The sequence below is a fragment of the Micromonospora narathiwatensis genome, assembly GCF_900089605.1.
Classification (GTDB): Bacteria; Actinomycetota; Actinomycetes; order Mycobacteriales; family Micromonosporaceae; genus Micromonospora; species Micromonospora narathiwatensis.
In genome coordinates this window covers 5,016,559-5,033,553 of record NZ_LT594324.1, presented here as the reverse complement: position 1 = coordinate 5,033,553, position 16,995 = coordinate 5,016,559, and the positions used below count along the sequence as shown (strand labels likewise).

16 protein-coding genes are annotated in these 16,995 nt (G+C 74.7%); 13 read left to right on the top strand and 3 right to left on the bottom strand.

Annotation, left to right across the window (positions count from 1 at the left end):
• The first annotated feature begins 67 nt into the window (after positions 1-67).
• The 3 genes from GA0070621_RS21990 to GA0070621_RS21980 all read left to right on the top strand — a co-directional run bounded on the left by GA0070621_RS21990 (position 68) and on the right by GA0070621_RS21980 (position 2,273).
• Positions 68-1,282, top strand: a complete 1,215-nt coding sequence (locus GA0070621_RS21990; protein WP_091199064.1) for an ABC transporter permease — start codon at positions 68-70, stop codon at positions 1,280-1,282.
• Positions 1,283-1,379: 97 nt separating this feature from the next.
• A complete protein-coding gene (locus GA0070621_RS21985) occupies positions 1,380-1,688 on the top strand; it encodes a hypothetical protein (protein WP_091202719.1) in 309 nt (102 codons plus the stop codon).
• A gap of 84 nt (positions 1,689-1,772) precedes the next feature.
• Positions 1,773-2,273, top strand: coding sequence for a hypothetical protein (locus tag GA0070621_RS21980; RefSeq protein ID WP_091199062.1), 501 nt, complete (start codon positions 1,773-1,775; stop codon positions 2,271-2,273).
• Positions 2,274-2,317: 44 nt separating this feature from the next.
• Here the strand turns inward: GA0070621_RS21980 and GA0070621_RS21975 are convergent, their stop codons facing one another.
• The gene (locus GA0070621_RS21975) at positions 2,318-3,313 is read right to left on the bottom strand and encodes an ABC transporter ATP-binding protein (protein ID WP_091199060.1); all 996 of its coding nucleotides are present in this window, start codon (positions 3,311-3,313) and stop codon (positions 2,318-2,320) included.
• Positions 3,314-3,315: 2 nt separating this feature from the next.
• On the opposite strand from GA0070621_RS21975, the gene GA0070621_RS21970 reads away from it, so the two are divergent.
• From GA0070621_RS21970 to GA0070621_RS21955, 4 genes are all read left to right on the top strand, one after another.
• A complete protein-coding gene (locus GA0070621_RS21970) occupies positions 3,316-4,005 on the top strand; it encodes an ABC transporter permease (protein WP_091199058.1) in 690 nt (229 codons plus the stop codon).
• A 211-nt stretch (positions 4,006-4,216) separates the two neighbouring features.
• Positions 4,217-4,939 carry an ABC transporter permease gene (locus GA0070621_RS21965; protein WP_091199057.1) on the top strand — a complete coding sequence of 241 codons (723 nt, stop codon included), beginning with the start codon at positions 4,217-4,219 and terminating at the stop codon, positions 4,937-4,939.
• A gap of 305 nt (positions 4,940-5,244) precedes the next feature.
• Positions 5,245-6,231 (top strand): glycine betaine ABC transporter substrate-binding protein, encoded by a 987-nt coding sequence (locus tag GA0070621_RS21960; RefSeq protein WP_167667145.1) that lies wholly within the window; start codon positions 5,245-5,247, stop codon positions 6,229-6,231.
• 222 nt (positions 6,232-6,453) lie between these two features.
• Positions 6,454-8,445, top strand: coding sequence for a hypothetical protein (locus GA0070621_RS21955; RefSeq protein ID WP_091199053.1), 1,992 nt, complete (start codon positions 6,454-6,456; stop codon positions 8,443-8,445).
• A gap of 156 nt (positions 8,446-8,601) precedes the next feature.
• Here the strand turns inward: GA0070621_RS21955 and GA0070621_RS21950 are convergent, their stop codons facing one another.
• Together GA0070621_RS21950 and GA0070621_RS21945 are read right to left on the bottom strand one after the other, a co-directional pair.
• Positions 8,602-9,771, bottom strand: coding sequence for an NADH-quinone oxidoreductase subunit D (locus GA0070621_RS21950; RefSeq protein WP_197673923.1), 1,170 nt, complete (start codon positions 9,769-9,771; stop codon positions 8,602-8,604).
• A complete protein-coding gene (locus GA0070621_RS21945) occupies positions 9,768-10,844 on the bottom strand; it encodes an SAM-dependent methyltransferase (RefSeq protein ID WP_231921093.1) in 1,077 nt (358 codons plus the stop codon). The genes GA0070621_RS21950 and GA0070621_RS21945 overlap by 4 nt, the downstream gene beginning before the upstream one ends.
• Positions 10,845-11,033: 189 nt before the next feature.
• Between GA0070621_RS21945 and GA0070621_RS21940 the strand changes: the two genes are divergently transcribed.
• The 6 genes from GA0070621_RS21940 (at position 11,034) to nadC (ending at position 16,995) form a co-directional block, all read left to right on the top strand.
• Positions 11,034-12,011 carry a Rossmann-like and DUF2520 domain-containing protein gene (locus GA0070621_RS21940; protein WP_091199050.1) on the top strand — a complete coding sequence of 326 codons (978 nt, stop codon included), beginning with the start codon at positions 11,034-11,036 and terminating at the stop codon, positions 12,009-12,011.
• Between the two features lie 53 nt (positions 12,012-12,064).
• Positions 12,065-12,913 carry a pantoate--beta-alanine ligase gene (gene panC / locus GA0070621_RS21935; protein WP_091199044.1) on the top strand — a complete coding sequence of 283 codons (849 nt, stop codon included), beginning with the start codon at positions 12,065-12,067 and terminating at the stop codon, positions 12,911-12,913.
• 21 nt (positions 12,914-12,934) lie between these two features.
• Positions 12,935-13,363, top strand: coding sequence for an aspartate 1-decarboxylase (gene panD / locus GA0070621_RS21930; RefSeq protein ID WP_091199042.1), 429 nt, complete (start codon positions 12,935-12,937; stop codon positions 13,361-13,363).
• Positions 13,364-13,458: 95 nt separating this feature from the next.
• Positions 13,459-14,352 carry a septum formation family protein gene (locus GA0070621_RS21925; RefSeq protein ID WP_091199041.1) on the top strand — a complete coding sequence of 298 codons (894 nt, stop codon included), beginning with the start codon at positions 13,459-13,461 and terminating at the stop codon, positions 14,350-14,352.
• A 61-nt stretch (positions 14,353-14,413) separates the two neighbouring features.
• Complete coding sequence (locus tag GA0070621_RS21920) at positions 14,414-16,102, top strand: L-aspartate oxidase (protein WP_091198882.1); 1,689 nt, start codon at positions 14,414-14,416, stop codon at positions 16,100-16,102.
• Positions 16,099-16,995, top strand: coding sequence for a carboxylating nicotinate-nucleotide diphosphorylase (gene nadC / locus GA0070621_RS21915; RefSeq protein ID WP_091198880.1), 897 nt, complete (start codon positions 16,099-16,101; stop codon positions 16,993-16,995). Before GA0070621_RS21920 ends, nadC begins: the two co-directional genes overlap by 4 nt.

The following is a 16,995-nucleotide window of genomic DNA, read 5'->3' as shown; positions in this document are numbered from 1 at the left end:
AGAGCAACGGCCGCCGCCGGTCCGCCACGCCGGACCCGGAAGGCCGACCATGTGGGAGGCACGGCGCATGGGGTACGACGAAACGGGCCGGAGCGTGCCGGCGGAGCCGTCGTCCGGCGTACCCGCCGCCGTACTGGAGAACGTCTTCGACGACCCGGCGCACGGTGAGCCCGGCCGGGACGGGGTCGCCGTCCACGTGATCTGGGAGTTCGTGCTGCTGGCCGGGCTGGCCACGATGACCTGGCTGCTCTGGCGCGACCACCCGGACGCGCTGCGCGCGGGCCGCCTCGACGCGCTCCTGGTCGACGTGGCCGCGCTCGGGCTGCTCGCCCTCGCCGCCGGGCTGAGCCTGCGCGCCGCCGCGGTGAACCTGGCGATCGGCCCGGTCGCGCTGGCCGCCGCGCTGCACTTCGCCGAGCAGGGCGACCGGGGTGTCCGCGAGGCGCTGCTTCCGGCGCTGGTGGTGGCGGTGCTCGGCGGGCTGGTGCTGGCGCTGGCCGTGGTGGTGCTGCACGTCCCCGGCTGGGCGGCGAGCCTGGCCGGCGCGGCGGGCGTCGTCGTGTACATCGAGCGGCGGACCGGCCCGGTCGTGGCCCAGGGCGGCTACGACCCCCGGGACACCGCCCTCTACCTCTTCGTCGGCTTCGCCGCGGTGGCCGTCCTCGGCGGACTCTTCGGCGCGATGAAGCCGATCCGGCGGCTGGTCGGTCGGTTCCGGCCGGTCGCCGATCCGGCCCGCCGGCGGGGCGGCGTCGCCGCGCTGGTGACCGCGCTGGCCCTGATCGGCTCCACCGTCCTGGCCATGCTCGGCGGGGTGCTCCTCGTGGCGAACGGCGGCGGCCCGGTGGTGCCGCGCTCCGGGCTGGACTGGTCGGTGCTCGCGGTCGGCACCGCGTTGCTCGCCGGCACCAGTGCCTACGGCCGACGCGGCGGCGTCTTCGGCACGCTGTTCGCGGTCAGCCTGGTGGAGGTTTTCCTGACCTGGTCCGCGGCCGAGGGGTGGACGATCAGCCGGTGGGCCGTCGGCGGTGCCGTGCTCGGGGCCGGGCTGCTGGTCACCCGGCTGGTCGAGACGTTCGGCCGGCCGCGTTGGGCCGGGATGGAGGTGAGGCCGTCCGGCGACGGCACCATCAGCACCGGCTGGATGCTGACCCGGCCGCCGGAACCCGCCGACGCCTGGCCGTCGGTGCTGCCGGTGCGGACCACCGAGACCACCGTCGACGCGTGGGAGGCCCCGCGCTGGGAGAGCGAGCCGCGTCGCTGGGACGCCGACGACCGCTGAGCGGATGCAGGATCCGGCGGCGGCGGACCCGGCCGGGCGCGGCGACCGGGACGCGTCCGGCGGGCCGGACCTGATCTCGCCGGTTAGGCTCGGCGGCATGACCGAATCTCCTGCCACCGGGCCCGGCGGCCGTTCCTTCGACGAGCTGGACAAGCTCTCCACCGAGGAGTTGCGCGAGCGGGCCTTCGCCCGGGCCCGGGAGCGCCGCGACGTCGGGTTCTTCTGGTCGGTGCTGCGGCACCTGCCCAACGCGGACGAGGCCGCCGCCCTGGACGGCGCCCCCAACTCGGTCGGGCCGACCGTCGACGAGGCGAACGCCCTCTGGCGGGAGCTGACCGGCCACGGCTACGAGGAGTCCGCGCCGCTGCTGCGGGCCGCCTTCATCGACTACCTGATGAAGCACTGACCTCGGATGGCCGTCCGCCGACCCAGGGCGGTCGCGCGTACGCGCAGGCCCGCCCGGCGGGGCGGGCCGGGACCCGACCGCCCCATGGCCGCCACCAGACGCCTCCGGACCGTCCCCGGGTACGGCACGGCCGCCGGCACCGGTGCCCTCGCCGCCTTCCTGCTCGTCGCGGTCTGCGGCAGCCCGATGTACGTGGGGTGGGTCCAGCAGCACACCGATCCGACCGGGGCCGGCGGCTGGCTCCTTCGGCTGCTCGCCTGGCCCGCGTGGCGGCTGCACTCCGACGACCCGTCCCAGGGCGTGCTCGCCGCCGACCTGCGGGCGGTCCTGCTGGTGATCCTGGCCGCGGCGCTGCTCTACCTGCTGCCCGCCGCCCAGGTGGCCCGGGTCGGGAACTCGACCAGCCAGTTCTTCTCCGGCTGGGCCGCGTACGCCCTGGCCGGCGGGTTCACCGCCCTGCTGGCGGCACCGTTCGGGCCGGGCGGGTCGCTCCTCACCGCGTTCCAAGCCACGAGCACCGGGGTCACCTACGGCTTCTTCGCCGGCTGGATCGTCGGCCTGGCCAGCCTCGGCGGTCGCGCCTGAGCCGCCGGCCGCCCAGGTCGGCGGTCGGACACCGGTGCCGCCGATCAGTCCGCGGACGCGCCCAGCCCGAGCAGCCGGGACCGGCTGAGCACGCCGACCGGCCGGCCGTCCTCGGTGACCACGGCGTGCTCGGCGGACGAGGTGAGCAGCGCGCCCAGCGCGTCGTACGCGGAACCGCCCAGCGCCACCGCCGGCAGGTCGACCGTGTCACCGGCCGGGAGCGGGTCGAGCACCTCGTGGGTGACCGGGGTGACCGCCAGCCGGCGGATGCCCCGGTCGGCCCCGACGAACTCGCGCACGAACGGCGAGGCGGGCGACCCGAGCAGGGCCGCCGGGGCGTCGTACTGCTCCAGCCGGCCGCCCTCGGAGAGCACCGCGATCCGGTCGCCCAACCGGACCGCCTCGTCGAGGTCGTGGGTGACCAGCACGATGGTCTTGCGGACCTCGGCCTGGAGCCGCAGGAACTCCTCCTGGAGCCGGGTACGCACGATCGGGTCGACCGCCGAGAACGGCTCGTCCATCAGCAGCACCACCGGGTCGGCGGCGAGTGCCCGGGCCACCCCGACCCGCTGCCGCTGGCCGCCGGACAACTCGTGCGGGTAGCGGTGGCCGAACTGCCCCGGGTCGAGCCCGACCAGCTCCAGCAGCTCGTGCACCCGGTCCCGGGTCCGCTGCCGTGGCCAGCGGAGCAGGCCGGGCACCGTGGCCACGTTGGCGGCCACCGTCTGGTGCGGGAAGAGTCCCACGTTCTGGATCACGTACCCGATACGGCGGCGCAGCGCCACCGGGTCGACCCGGGTGACGTCGTCGTCGCCGAGCAGGATCCGACCGTCGGTCGGCTCGATCAGCCGGTTGATCATGCGGAGCACGGTCGACTTGCCGCAGCCCGACGGGCCGATCAGCACCACCAGTTCGCCGGCCTTCACCTCCAGGCTCAGCTCCCGTACCGCCTCCGTGCCGTCCGGATAGCGCTTGCGGATGCCCTCAAGGGTGATCGATGCGGCCCCGTGTCCGGCCGTGGCTCCCGGGGTAACGTTCACGCGTGTCCCTCCACCTGAGTCACCGGGCAGCGCCGGGTAACCCGTGGTTCTCCTGGCAGTACGTGCGGGACAACTCTGACACGATCCTGGCCGCGCTGCGCGAGCACACCTGGCTGACCGCCCGGGCCGTGCTGCTCGCCGCGCTGGTGGCGCTGCCGTTGGCGGTGGCCGCGTACTGGTTCCGCAGGCTGTCCGGGCCGATCCTGGCGCTGACCGGGGTGCTGTACACGGTCCCCTCGCTGGCGCTGTTCGCCTTCCTCGCGCCGTACCTGGGCATCGGCGCGATCACCGTGCTCAGCGTGGTGGCGCTCTACGCGCTGCTCGTCATCGTCCGCAACGCGCTGGCCGGGCTGCACCAGGTGCCGCCCGAGGTCAGGGAGGCCGCCGAGGGCATGGGATACGGCCGCTGGGGCCGGCTGTTCCGGATCGAGCTGCCGTTGGCCCTGCCCGGCATCCTCACCGGCGTACGCCTCGCCACCGTGTCAACTGTGGCGCTGGTCACGGTCGGGGTGGTGGTCGGCCGGGGCGGGCTCGGCCAGCTGATCTTCGCCGGCTTCCAGAACAACTTCTACAAGGCGGAGATCATGACCGGCACCGTGCTCTGCGTCCTGCTGGCGCTGGTGCTGGACCTGCTCCTCGCCGGGGTGGGCCGGCTGCTCACCCCCTGGCTCCGCCGACGGGTCGCCTCGTGAGCCTGCGGAACACGGTCGCGGACGGGAGGCCGGCATGGTGAGCGCGAGGAGTGCAGCGCAGCGGAGCCCCGCAGTCGCGAACGGGAGGCCGGCATGGTGAGCGCGAGGAGTGCAGCGCAGCGGAGCCCCGCAGTCGCGAACGGGAGGCCGGCATGGTGAGCGCGAGGAGTGCAGCGCAGCGGAGCCCCGCAGTCGCGAACGGGAGGCCGGCATGAATCCGGTGGAGCAGGCGGTCGTCTGGCTGAACGATCCGCTGAACTGGACGAATCCGGGCGGCATCCTGGAACGGCTCGGCGAACACCTGAGCATGTCCGCGCTGGCGGTGCTGCTGGGCTGCCTGGTGGCCTGGCCGATCGGGCTCTGGCTCGGGCATACCGGCCGGGGCGGCGGGCTGGTGCTGCTGGTGTCGAACGTCACCCTCGCCGTACCAACCCTGGCGCTGCTGACCATCCTGCCGCTGACCTTCCTCGGCTTCGGTCGGTCGGCGGTGGTGGTCGCGCTCGCGGTGTTCGCGGTACCGCCGCTGCTCGCCAACGCGTACACCGGGGTGCGGCAGGCCGACCCGGAGGCCCGGGACGCGGCGCGCGGCATGGGCCTCTCCGGCGGGCAGGTGCTGCGCCGGGTGGAACTGCCGTTGGCGGTGCCGTACCTGGCCGCCGGCTTCCGTACCGCCGCGGTGCAGGTGGTCGCCACCGCCGCGCTGGCCTCCTTCGTCAACGGCGGCGGGCTGGGGCAGATCATCCGGGCCGGCTTCGGGCTGGACATCGCGGCCGGGGGCGGGCAGATCATCGCGGGCGGTGTGCTGGTCGCCGGGCTGGCACTGCTGGTGGAAGGGGTGCTGGCGCTGGTGGAGCGGCTGGTCACCCCGCGTCCACTGCGACGGGCCCGACGGGCGGCGAACCGGCGCGCGACCGCTGCCACGGCGGGTGCCTGAATCACACGAACCGGCACGTGGCCGTCGCTACAGCGGGTGCTCCGAACCGGCGAGCCGACGTGTGGCCGGCATCACGGTAGGCGCCTGAACTGGGGCGAATCGGTGCCGGGTGACGATCCGGTGACGAAATCCGCTCAGAGTTTGTCGGTCCGGCCCGGACGATATTGGCTGGAGTCGCGGGCGGCAGACCGGGCCGCTCGACGAACAAGCGGGCGGCCGTCCGGATCGCCCGTCGGACACGCGGCCGGCCCGAAGGGGTCGCGCCGGGACACGGAAGGCGGGCACAGATGCGCGCGCGTACACGTATGGCCGTTGGGGCGCTCGGCGCCCTCACCGCGGCGGGTTTCCTCACCGGTTGCGGTGACGCCGGTTCCTCCGGTACCAACGCTCCCGAACAGGGTGCCTCCGGGGCCGGCTGCGCGCCGGTCGCGGGCGACAAGCTGGTCGTCCTCACCGACGACAAGAAGCTCCAGAACACCGACAACGTCCTGCCCGCGATCAACGCGAAGGCGGCCACGCCACAGCTCGTCGCCGCGCTGGACAAGGTCTCGGCGGCGCTCGACACCGCCAAGCTGATCGAGCTGAACCGCATGGTCGACATCGACCGGAAGACCCCGCAGGTCGCGGCGAAGGAGTTCGCCGACGCGAACGGCGTGAGCCAGGGTGTGGAGAAGGGCCCGGGCGGCGCGGTCACGGTCGGCGCCGCCAACTTCAGTGAGAGCCAGCTCATCGCCGAGCTGTACAAGATCGCGCTCACCTCGGCCGGATACCAGGTCAAGGTGCAGACCATCGGCAGCCGTGAGCTCTACGAGCCGGCTCTGGAGAAGGGCGAGATCCAGGTCGTCCCCGAGTACGCGGCCACCATGGCCGAGTTCCTCAACACCAAGGCAAACGGCCAGAACGCCGAGCCCGTCTCCTCGCCCGAGCTGGACAAGACGGTCAGCGCGCTGAAGGCCGCAGGTGACAAGGTCGGCCTCACCTTCGGCCAGCCGTCGCAGGCCCAGGACCAGAACGCCTTCGCGGTCACCCAGGCGTTCGCCGACAAGTACCAGCTCGCCACGCTCTCCGACCTGGCCGCCAAGTGCTCGGGCAAGGCGACCGTGCTGGCCGGTCCGCCGGAGTGCCCGCAGCGGCCGAAGTGCCAGGCCGGTCTGGTCCAGGTCTACGACTTCAAGGCCGGCTCGTTCAGCTCGCTGGACGCGGGTGGCCCGCAGACCAAGAACGCGCTGAAGACCGGCGCGGCCAGCGTCGGCCTGGTGTTCTCCTCCGACGCGGCACTCGCCGTGAGCTGACGGCCCACGACTGTTCCGGCGCCGCGCGCCTTCCGTCGGGCCGCGACCCGGAACAGTCGCCGGTCGTCGACTGACCGGAACGGTCGCCGGTCGCCGACTGACCGCCCAGGTCCGTCGGCGACCGGCCGGCCGGGACCGAGCCGGGAAATCCCGGTCACCGGCTGTCACCTGGGAGCCGGTGACCGTTCCCTACCGGGGCAACTCTCGGTACGCTGCTCAGCCATGCCCGCTTCGGTCGCCCCCGCCGAGAAGCGCCCGTCCTCGCTGCTCACCGTCCTGTTCTGGACCGGTGTGGCGCTAGCGCCCCTGGCCGCCCTGATCCTCCTGATCGCCGACGGCAGCGGCTCGCTGCGGATCGGTGCGGTGCTGGCGATCCTCGCCGTGCTGTTGATCGGTCTGTCCATCGCGCTGCGCGCCGAGGGCAGCAACCGGGCGGCCGGTGCCGAGGAACTGCGGGACGAGATCGAGCAGCTCCGCCACGAGCTGCGCAGTGAGATCGTGGCCGCCGCGCAACGGGGTAACCAGGCGCTCGACCAGGCCCAACGTACGCAGGAGACGGTCACCGCACTGCATCGCCGGCTGGACGCGGCGGCTGCCGGTATGGCCGCTGCGGGCAGCGCCGCGTCGGCCGCGGAGGAGCCGGTCGCCGCCCGCGCCCGGGTGTCCTCGGCCGAGCCGTACGCCGAGGGACGGTCCCGTCACGGCACCGGCCCGGAGCAGGAGCCGACCGGTAGGGGACAACCCTCCGGCCGGGACGAGGACGAGTCCTCCCGCCGCCCGCAGTCCGGCGTCTACGGTGCCCCGCGTACGGCGGAGCCGGACGTCCGGCCGGAACCCCGCCCGGTCGGGGTGGTGCACCACACGGAGACGGTGCACGTCACCACCCGTCACACCATCGTGGACGGTGGCGCCGATCCGGGCGCCGGCACCCGCTACGGCGGGTACGCCGGCCGCTGGTCCCCCGTTTCGGAGGAGCGGCGGGGGAGTGGCGCGGACCCGGAGGAGCGCTCCCGGCCGGGATACCGGGAGTCGGCGGACGACCGCGGTTGGTCCGGCGGCGACCAGGCCCGGTCGACCCGGGGTGGGTCCTGGAGTGGCGGTTCCTGGTCGGGACCGGACGACGAGCGGGCCCGGCCGGGACCGCAGGCACCTCGGGAGGAGCGGGCCACCCGGGACGAGCGGGCCTCCCGGGACGAGTGGGCGCCTCGGGACGAGACGTTCCGTTCCGGGGACCACCCGGCGGCGGGTGCCGTCCGGGCCGGCGACGGGGGCGGGGCCGGCGACGACCGCGGATGGGCGGCGAGGCAGGCCGAACGCGATTCCCGGTCCACCGGGCCGGCCGATCAGCGTTCCTGGTCGGTGGCGGACGGGGCGGCCGAGCGGGATTCCTGGTCGACCGGGCCGGGCGACCAGCGTTCCTGGGCGGCGGCGCCGGAGGGATCGGTCGACGAGCGGTGGCGGCCGGCCGGCCGGGACGGGCGGCGGGACGACCGTGCCTGGTCGCCGAGCCCGGAGGGCTCCCGCGACGAGGGCCCCCGGGCCGCCCGCGCGGGCTGGCACGACGGGCGGGACCGGGTCGACGAAGGCTCCTGGGTCCGCGTGGGCCGGCAGGACGGGCGGGACTGGGTCGATGACGACTCCTGGGACGGCCGGCCCGCCCGGCAGGACGGGCGGGACCGGGCCGGCGAGGGCTGGGCGACGCCGGACGCACCCGGCTGGACCGGGTCCGAGTCGTCCGGGCGGGCGATCACCGCCGACGACCCGGACGGGGACTACTGGTCGGAGTTGCGCGTCGGCAACCGCTGGGCCTCGGTCCGCGACGACGAACGTGGCCGGGAGGTCCGGGTCGGCGAGCGGCATGCCGCCGTGCACGCCGCCGGAGCGGGCACCGAGTACCGGGTCGAGGACCGCTGGGCGTCCGTCCGCGAGCCCCGCCGTGACCACGGCGCGGCCGGCGAGGCGGGAGCCGGCGGGGCGGCGGAGAGCCGTCCGGCGTTGCCGGCGGGCGGGGTTCCGGTACCGGACGAGTGGCGCCCAGCCGCGCAGCACGGCGGCCAGCCGCAGTGGCGGCCGACCGCGCAGCACGGCGGCGAGCCGGAGTGGCGCCGGAGCGAGCCCGAGCCGGCCCGGTACGGCGACGAGGGGTACGGCTACCCGCCGCGCGACGACGCGCCCCGGGCCGGCGGGCCCCGGTCCCCCGACCGCTGGCGCTGACCCTGCTCGGCCCGCTGGCGCCCGTTCTCAGCCTGCTCGGCCCGGCTGGCGACGGTCCCGAGCCTGAACGACCCGCACCGTCGAGTGTCGCCGCACACCAAACCGGTGGCGCCGCGAGCCGAGCCGGTCACTCTCGTACCGGCACGTCGGCGGGTGCTACTTGTCGATGTCGCCGACCACGAAGAACATCGAGCCGAGGATGGCGATCAGGTCCGGCACCAGGCAGCCGGGCAGCAGGGTGGCCAGCGCCTGCACGTTCGCGTACGAGGCGGTGCGCAACTTGAGCCGCCACGGGGTCTTCTCGCCCCGGGAGACCAGGTAGTAGCCGTTGATACCGAGCGGGTTCTCGGTCCACGCGTAGGTGTGCCCCTCGGGGGCCTTGACCACCTTGGGCAGCCGGGTGTGCACCGGCCCGGTGAGCCGGTCCACCCGGTCCAGGCACTGCTCGGCGAGGTCGAGCGAGGCGTACACCTGGTCGAGCAGCACCTCGAAGCGGGCGTGGCAGTCCCCGGCGGTCTTGGTCACCACCGGCACGTCGAGCTGGTCGTACGCCAGGTAGGGCTCGTCCCGGCGCAGGTCCAGGTCCAGGCCGGAGGCCCGGGCGACCGGTCCGGACGCGCCGAACGCGGCGGCGTCCGCCGCCGACAGGACGCCCACGCCGACCGTACGGGCCAGGAAGATCTCGTTGCGCCGGATGAGATGGTCCAGGTCGGGCATCCGCCGGCGTACCTCGCCGATGGCGACCCGGGCCCGGCCCGTCCAGCCGGCCGGCACCTCCTCCTTCAGGCCGCCGACCCGGTTGAACATGTAGTGGATCCGGCCGCCGGAGACCTCCTCCATCACCGCCTGAAGGGTCTCCCGCTCGCGGAACGCGTAGAACATCGGGGTGATCGCGCCGATCTCCAGCGGGTACGAGCCGAGGAACATCAGGTGGTTGAGCACCCGGTTCAACTCGGCCAGGGCCATCCGCAGCCAGACCGCCCGCTCGGGCACCTCCATGCCCATCAGCCGCTCCACGGCGAGCACCACGCCCAGTTCGTTGGCGAACGCCGAGAGCCAGTCGTGCCGGTTGGCCAGCACGATGATCTGCCGGTAGTCGCGTACCTCGAAGAGCTTCTCCGCGCCCCGGTGCATGTAGCCGACGATCGGCTCGGCGGAGACCACCCGCTCGCCGTCCAGCACCAGCCGTAGCCGCAGCACGCCGTGCGTGGACGGGTGCTGCGGCCCGATGTTCAGCACCATGTCGGTGCCGAGCTGCTCCCCGCCGGCGCCCGTGCCGACGGTCAGTTCGCGGAGGTCGCCGGCGTCCGTGGTCATGTCCGTCATCGTGCCATGACGGGATCGATGGTGACGCCGACCGGTTGCAGCAGCCACCAGTGCCCGCCGAGGCCGGCCGGGTCGGTCAGTTCGGCCACCGCCGACGCGGCGGCCAGCGCCCGGACGTACCCGGCGGGGTCCTGGGAGGCCAGGCTCAGCGGCGGTCGCCCGCCGTCGGCCCCGAGCGCCCGCAGCGCCTCCCGCTGCGAGATCAAGGTGTACGCGCACCGGGCGACCCGCTCACCGGCGGAGGCGACCGAGTCCATGGCGACGTGTGCGGTGACATCAGCCGACCCGTCCGGCACCGGCGGCACCTGCCGCCCGTCCCGGTACCCGGTCAACGTCCCGTCGACCGGCCGCTCCTTCCGCAGGTGCCCGTAGTCCACCGTCACGGCGAGCCCTCGCTCGACCCGCCGTACCGCCTCCGCCCACGCCTCGTCCCGGGTCCGCCCGATCTCGGCCCGCGCCGCCACCTCGTTGATCAAGAGTTTCATGTCCGGTTCCGGGCCTCCGGCGGACGCGAACTCCCTGATCGGCGATCGCGAGGTGGGAGTCGGCCACCAGCGGGTCAGCCAGTCGGCGTCCTCGGGGGGCAGCGGGGGGCCGGTGGACTCCGTGCCGGTCGTCGGGTCGACCAGCAGGTGACGCCAACCGCCGCCGGTGTGCCCGGCCAGGTCCAGCGGGACGTTGTCCAGCCACTCGGTGGCCACCAGCAGTCCGGTGATCCCCTCGGGGATCTCGTCCAGCCAGTCGATCTCGGCCGGGAGGTCCTCGGGGCGGGGCGCCCGCTCGACCGCGATGAGACGTACCCGATCGGCGAGCGGGACCGGCGCGGCGGGTGACCGCTGGGCGGGCGTCCCGGAAACCCCCACGAGCAGCGCCCGAAGCAGCTCACCCCGCCCGGCCCCCACGTCCACCACGTCGAGACGCGGAGGATGACCCAGCGCGCGATCAACGGAGTCGAGGAGACGCAGCAGACAGGAGGAGAAGACCGGGGAGGCGTGCACGCTGGTGCGGAAGTGGGCGGCCGGCCCGGCGCCGGAGACGAAGAAGCCACCCGGCCCGTAGAGGGCTCGCTCCATCGCCACCCGCCAGGGCAGCCGTTCCGCGAAGGTCACCCGCTGACGGTACGGGTCCGACCCGCGCGCCCTGCCCACGGCATCGCTCCGGCACGGCCGGTGAAGGTTTTCACACATGCTTGTCCAGGTTCGGTAACACCGGCGCATACTTGCGATCGACCGGTACCCCCTCCGAGGACTGGATCGATTGTCATGAGCGCACCGCTGCGCCCGCGTCCGGCCGCCCTGCCCGGGGCCGCCGTATCGCCGGGCGGCGCCTCGAACGGCGCCCCGCTCGCCTTTCCCCGTACCCTGACCGTCGGCGTGCTCGGCGCCGGCCGGGTCGGTGCCGTGCTCGGCGCGGCCCTCGTCGCCGCCGGCCACCGGGTGGTCGCCGCCTCCGGAGCGTCCGGGGCCGCCAGGGCCCGGATGGCGCTGCTGCTGCCGCAGACCCCGAACCGCTCCGCCGCGTCGGTCGCCCGCGCGGCCACCGACCTGCTGGTCGTGGCGGTACCCGACGACGCCCTGGCCGGCGTGGTCGCCGGGCTGGCCGAGGCCGGCGCGCTGCGCCCCGGCCAGGTGGTCGCGCACACGTCCGGCGCGCACGGGCTGGCCGTCCTCGCCCCGGCCGCCGCGGTGGGCGCCCGGCCGCTCGCGCTGCACCCGGCGATGACCTTCACCGGTGCGCCGGACGACCTGACCCGCCTGGCCGGCATCTCGTACGGGGTGACCGCCCCGGCGGAGCTGCGCCCGTTGGCCGCCCGGCTGGTCGCCGACCTGGGCGGTGTGCCGGAGTGGGTGGCGGAGGCCGACCGGCCGCTCTACCACGCGGCGCTGGCGCACGGCGCCAACCACCTGGTGACCCTGGTCAACGAGGCGGTCGACCGGCTGCGCGACGCCGGGGTGGACCGGCCGGAGAAGGTGCTCGCCCCGCTGCTGCGGGCCGCCCTGGAGAACGCCCTGCGGTTCGGCGACGACGCGCTCACCGGCCCGGTCTCCCGGGGCGACGCGGGCACCGTACGCCGGCACCTGGCCCGGCTGGCGGCGACCGCGCCGGAATCCGTGCCCCCCTACCTGGCGTTGGCCCGGAGGAGCGCGGACCGGGCGATCGCGGCCGGCCGGCTGCGCCCGGCGGACGCCGAGTCGCTGCTGGACGTGCTGAGCGGCCTCTACGGCGAGGTCGCCGCGTGAGCGCGAGAAGCGCGTTCGCGAGCCCCGCGGCGACGGAGAACGGAGGCGACGGCATGACCGAGCTGGTGCACACGCGCAAGGAGTTGGCGGCGGCGCGGGACGGCCTGACCGGCACCGTCGGCGTGGTGATGACCATGGGCGCGCTGCACTCCGGGCACGAGACACTGCTGCGGGCGGCCCGCGAGCGGGCCGACCACGTCATCGTCACGATCTTCGTGAACCCGCTCCAGTTCGGTCCGAACGAGGACTTCGACCGCTATCCGCGCACCCTCGACGCCGACCTGGAGATCTGCCGGCGGGTTGGCGCGGACGTGGTCTTCGCCCCCGCCGTGGCCGACATGTACCCGGGCGGCCAGCCGACGGTCCGGGTCAACCCGGGCCCGCTCGGCGAGGACCTGGAGGGGCTGAGCCGCCCCGGCTTCTTCCACGGCGTACTCACCGTGGTCATGAAGCTGCTCCAGCTCACCCGCCCCGACCTGGCGTTCTTCGGCGAGAAGGACTACCAGCAGCTCACCCTGGTCCGGCGGATGGTCCGCGACCTGGACGTACCGACCGAGATCGTCGGCGTGCCGACCGTACGTGAGCCGGACGGCCTGGCCCTGTCCAGCCGTAACCGCTACCTCTCGGCCGAGGAACGGGCGGCGGCGCTGAGCCTGTCCGCCGCGCTGCGGGCCGGCGTCGAGGCCGCCGAGCGGGGCGCGGACGCGGGCGCGGTGCTGGCCGCCGCCCACCGGGCCTTCGACTCCGGTACGCCGGGTGCCCGCCTCGACTACCTGGTGCTCACCGACCCCGACCTGGAGCCGGGCCCGGTCGCCGGCCCGGCGCGAATGCTGATCGCGGCCTGGGTCGGCGCCACCCGGCTGATCGACAACGCGGCGATCCCGCTCGCCCCGCGTTCCTGACTCGTGCGAGAAAGGCACCCGATGCTCCGGACCATGCTCAAGTCGAAGATCCACCGGGCCACGGTGACCCAGGCCGACCTGCACTACGTCGGTTCGGTGACCGTGGACGAGGATCTGCTCGACGCCGCCGACCTGCTCCCCGGCGAGCAGGTCGCGATCGTGGACATCACCAACGGGGCCCGGCTGGAGACGTACGTGATCCCGGGGCGGCGGGGCAGTGGCGTGATCGGCATCAACGGTGCCGCCGCACATCTGGTGCACCCCGGCGACCTGGTGATCCTCATCTCGTACGGGCAGATGGACGATGCCGAGGCGCGGGCGTACCAGCCCCGGGTGGTGCACGTCGACGCGGAGAACCGGGTGGTCGACCTGACCGCCGACCCGACCACCGCCGCCCCCGGCACCGCCGGTGATCCGGTGCCCAACCCGCTCGCCGCCGCCCTGAACTGACCTCCGGCGGGCCGTACGGTCTGTCACCGGAAGGTCATTTCCGGCTACCCTGGGCGCACCGTCGGATTGACGGTCGTCGGCTGGGGGAGGCCGCGATGCGCCGTGCGATGAGAGTCCTGGTCGCCGCGTTGGTCGCGGGGGCCGCGCTGACCGGCTGCGCCGGGTCCGGCGGCCTGGACGGCGACCTCACCGACGACTGGGCGGCGATGCCGCCGGCCGGGCCGTTCACCCCGGCGGACGGGGTCTGCCAGGTGGCCGACTTCACCGCCACGGTCGGCCTGGCCGGGTACGACCCGGTGGGCTGCGAGCTGCCGCACCGGGTGGAGACGGTGCACGTGGGTGCCTTCACCGTCGACCGGGCCACCCCGCCCGCCCTCGGCTCCGTCGAGCTGCGTACGGCGTTCGCGGACTGCGACAGCCGGGCCAACGGGTACGTCGGCGACAACTGGCGGGCCGGCCGGCTGCGGCTGGCCGTGGCGCTGCCCACCGGCCCCGGCTGGGCGGCCGGCTCCCGGTGGTACCGCTGCGACCTGACCGAGCTGACCACGGTCGAGGCGGCGGCCAAGGTGGTGACCCGTACGGGCAGCCTGCGGGACGCGCTCAAGGGGCCGTCCGCGCTGCGGCTGGGCTGCCAGCGCACCGGCAGCGACGCGCACCGGGTGCAGACGCTGACCCCGGTGGAGTGCGGCGCCACGCACGACGCCGAGTTCGTCGGGGTGTGGCCGGCGCCGGACCGCCCGTACCCGACGAAGGACGCCGACTGGTTGCCGCTCTACGCCGGCTGCAACACCGTCCTGGCGAGGTACGTCGGCGTGCCGGACGACCCGACGCTGCGGTTCCGCAGCGGCGTGGTGGTCCGCCCGCCGGGCGCGGGCCGGTGGGCCGCCGGCGACCGGGGCGTCCGCTGCTACCTCTGGCTCAGCGACCGTACGGTGACCAGTTCCCTCAAGGGTGCCGGACCGGCGGGCCTGCCGGTGCGGACGAAGTAGCCCGAACCACTCGTCGCGCCCCCGCGGCCCGGGGCGAGGAGCCTTCGGGTTGACTGTGCTCATGGACCTTGCGACCGTCGACCTGCCGGCCCTGCCCAGGCTGCTCGCCGCGCCCGCACCCGGCTGGGTGGAGACCACCGACGTGATCGTCGTCGGTTCCGGGGTCGCCGGACTGACCGCCGCGCTGCACCTGCGCGAGGCGGGTCTGCACGTCACCGTGGTCACCAAGGTCAACATGGACGAGGGGTCGACCCGCTGGGCGCAGGGTGGCATCGCCGCCGTGCTCGACCCGGCCGACACCCCGACCGCCCACGCGTACGACACCGAGGTCGCCGGCGTCGGCCTGTGCGACCCGGCGGCGGTGCGGGTGCTGGTGGAGGAGGGTCCGACCCGGCTGCGCGAGCTGATGCGGATCGGGGCGGAGTTCGACCGGAACCCGGACGGCTCGCTGATGCTCACCCGGGAGGGTGGCCACCGGGCGGACCGGATCGTGCACGCCGGCGGCGACGCCACCGGGGCCGAGGTGCAACGGGCGTTGCACGCCGCCGTTCACCGCGACCCGTGGATCCGGCTGGTCGAGCACGCCCTGGTACTGGACCTGCTGCGGGCCCCCGGCGACGGCCCGGACGGGCTCGGCCCGGCCTGCGGGATCACCCTGCACGTGCTCGGCGAGGGCAGCGAGGACGGCGTCGGCGCGATCCTGGCCCGGGCGGTGGTGCTGGCCACCGGCGGCATGGGGCAGGTCTTCGCGGCCACCACCAACCCCGCGGTCTCCACCGGCGACGGGGTGGCGCTGGCCATGCGGGCCGGCGCGGCGGTCACCGACGTGGAGTTCGTCCAGTTCCACCCGACCGCGCTGATCGTGCCGGCGGGCGCGCCGGGCGCGACGCGGGCCCAGCAGCCGCTGGTGTCCGAGGCGCTGCGCGGCGAGGGCGCCCACCTGGTCGACGGGGACGGCAAGCGGTTCATGGTCGGCCAGCACGAGCTGGCCGAACTGGCCCCCCGGGACGTGGTCGCCAAGGGCATCCACCGGGTGCTGCTGGCCACCGGCGCGGACCACGTCTGGCTGGACGCCCGCCACCTGGGCGGGGACTTCCTGGCCCGGCGCTTCCCGACCATCGTCGCGTCCTGCCTGGCCATCGGGGTGGACCCGGCCACCGACCTGATCCCGGTCGCCCCGGCCGCCCACTACGCCTCCGGCGGGGTCCGTACCGACCTGCGCGGCCGCACCTCCATCCCCGGCCTGTACGCCTGCGGCGAGGTCGCCTGCACCGGCGTGCACGGCGCCAACCGGCTGGCCAGCAACTCGCTGCTGGAGGGGCTGGTCTTCTCCCGCCGGATCGCCGAGGACATCGCCGCCGGCCTGCCCGAGCAGGCGAAGCCGGCGGAGACCGGCGCGTGGGTGGGCGGCCAGGGCTGGGTGCTGCCGGCCGCCGGCACCCCGGCCCTGCAACGGGCGATGACCCGGGGCGCCGGGGTGCTCCGCTCGGCGGACACCCTCGCCGCGACCGCCGTCACCCTGACCGAGCTGGGCCAGGGCCGGGGGGTCCCGCGTACCGCCGACTGGGAGGCGACGAACCTGATCACCGTGGCGTCGACGCTGGTCGCCGCCGCGTACCGTCGCCGGGAGACCCGGGGCTGCCACTGGCGGGAGGACTTCCCGACCGCCGACGACCGGTGGCTGGGCCACTTCGTCGGCGGGATCGGGACGCAGGGCTCGTTGACCGAGCGGTGGGAGGGACAAAAATGAGGGAGTCGACGGAGCGGGCGTTGCGGGCCGGTGGCCTGGACCCGGCGGAGGTACGTCGGGTGATCGTCGACGCGCTCACCGAGGACCTGGGCCCGGACTTCCTCGACGTCACCAGTGTCGCCACCATCCCGGACGAGCAGAACGACACCGCTGACCTGGTCGCCCGCGCCGACGGCGTGGTGGCCGGGCTGCCCGTGGCGGCGGCGGTGTTCGAGCTGGTCGGCGAGGTGACCGGGGCGGACCGTACGGTCGAGGTGTCGTTGGTGGCCCACGACGGGCAGCGGGTGGCGCGCGGCGACGTGCTGGCCACGGTGACCGGCCCGACCCGGCTGCTGCTCACCGCCGAGCGGACCGCGCTCAACCTGCTCTGCCGGATGTCCGGGGTGGCCACCCACACCCGGGCCTGGGCCGACGCCCTGACCGGCACCAAGGCGACGGTGCTCGACACCCGCAAGACCACCCCCGGCCTGCGCGCCCTGGAGAAGTACGCGGTCCGCGCCGGCGGCGGCACCAACAAGCGGATGGGCCTGCACGACGTCGCCATGATCAAGGACAACCACAAGGTCGCCGCGGGCGGGATCGCCGCCGCCTACCGGCGGGTCCGGGAGGCGTTCCCGGACGTGCCGGTGCAGGTGGAGGTGGACACGCTGGCCGAGGCGGTGGAGGCGGTCGAGGCCGGCGCCGACTTCCTGCTGCTGGACAACATGACCCCGGCGCGGCTGCGCGAGGTGGTCGCCGCGGTGGGCGACCGGGCCGAACTGGAGGCCACCGGCGGGCTGACCCTGCCGGTGGCGGCCGAGTACGGCGCGACCGGGGTGGACTTCATCTCGGTCGGCGCGCTCACCCACTCCTCGCCGATCCTGGACATCGCCCTGGATCTGCGCGCGGAATGA

Coding starts and splice junctions, on each gene's coding strand:
- GA0070621_RS21990 (WP_091199064.1), top strand. CDS start 68: ATGGGGTACGACGAAACGGGCCGGAGCGTGCCGGCGGAGCCGTCGTCC.
- GA0070621_RS21985 (WP_091202719.1), top strand. CDS start 1,380: ATGACCGAATCTCCTGCCACCGGGCCCGGCGGCCGTTCCTTCGACGAG.
- GA0070621_RS21980 (WP_091199062.1), top strand. CDS start 1,773: ATGGCCGCCACCAGACGCCTCCGGACCGTCCCCGGGTACGGCACGGCC.
- GA0070621_RS21965 (WP_091199057.1), top strand. CDS start 4,217: ATGAATCCGGTGGAGCAGGCGGTCGTCTGGCTGAACGATCCGCTGAAC.
- GA0070621_RS21960 (WP_167667145.1), top strand. CDS start 5,245: ATGGCCGTTGGGGCGCTCGGCGCCCTCACCGCGGCGGGTTTCCTCACC.
- GA0070621_RS21955 (WP_091199053.1), top strand. CDS start 6,454: ATGCCCGCTTCGGTCGCCCCCGCCGAGAAGCGCCCGTCCTCGCTGCTC.
- GA0070621_RS21950 (WP_197673923.1), bottom strand. CDS start 9,771: ATGACGGACATGACCACGGACGCCGGCGACCTCCGCGAACTGACCGTC.
- GA0070621_RS21945 (WP_231921093.1), bottom strand. CDS start 10,844: ATGGAGCGAGCCCTCTACGGGCCGGGTGGCTTCTTCGTCTCCGGCGCC.
- GA0070621_RS21940 (WP_091199050.1), top strand. CDS start 11,034: ATGAGCGCACCGCTGCGCCCGCGTCCGGCCGCCCTGCCCGGGGCCGCC.
- panC (WP_091199044.1), top strand. CDS start 12,065: ATGACCGAGCTGGTGCACACGCGCAAGGAGTTGGCGGCGGCGCGGGAC.
- panD (WP_091199042.1), top strand. CDS start 12,935: ATGCTCCGGACCATGCTCAAGTCGAAGATCCACCGGGCCACGGTGACC.
- GA0070621_RS21925 (WP_091199041.1), top strand. CDS start 13,459: ATGCGCCGTGCGATGAGAGTCCTGGTCGCCGCGTTGGTCGCGGGGGCC.
- GA0070621_RS21920 (WP_091198882.1), top strand. CDS start 14,414: ATGGACCTTGCGACCGTCGACCTGCCGGCCCTGCCCAGGCTGCTCGCC.
- nadC (WP_091198880.1), top strand. CDS start 16,099: ATGAGGGAGTCGACGGAGCGGGCGTTGCGGGCCGGTGGCCTGGACCCG.